1 pseudogene is annotated in these 411 nt (G+C 35.0%); it reads right to left on the bottom strand.

The features are described from left to right. Positions 1–411, bottom strand: a pseudogene (locus BU804_RS00730) (IS982-like element ISPasp2 family transposase); the annotation flags it as partial.

Below are 411 nucleotides of genomic sequence, written 5' to 3'. Positions count from 1 at the left end.
TAGGCAGCCATTAACAATAAGCGATGCTGCTCTGCTAAGTTTATCGATGGCTTTTTAGGTTGGTGAGTATAAGCAACAATCCCAGCTAATAGATTAATTAAAAAATTTCCGGCATTTCTGTGGCGTGTATGTTCAATTGGAGAAATATTTTTTAGTTGATCATTCACCGTTTCAATAATAGCTCGTTTTCTAAGAAGAATTTTGTCTGTCAACTTCATAAGATTCTGCTTCATATTCGATCTTAGGGTAGTAAATAGTTCAAGACCTTGTTTTAAAAGCCTCTTTGAAAGTTCTTTCGAAATATATCCCTTATCACCAAATAGTTTTCCAAAAATCCCTTTCGACAAAGTTTCGGCAATAGAAACATCAGCGACATTTCCAGGAGTTAGCTGAAAAGCCAAAATTTCTCCT

It is taken from the genome of Candidatus Protochlamydia sp. W-9 (genome assembly GCF_001950615.1).
Lineage (GTDB): Bacteria > Chlamydiota > Chlamydiia > Chlamydiales > Parachlamydiaceae > Protochlamydia > Protochlamydia amoebophila.
This window is presented reverse-complemented; position numbering and strand designations above follow the sequence as displayed.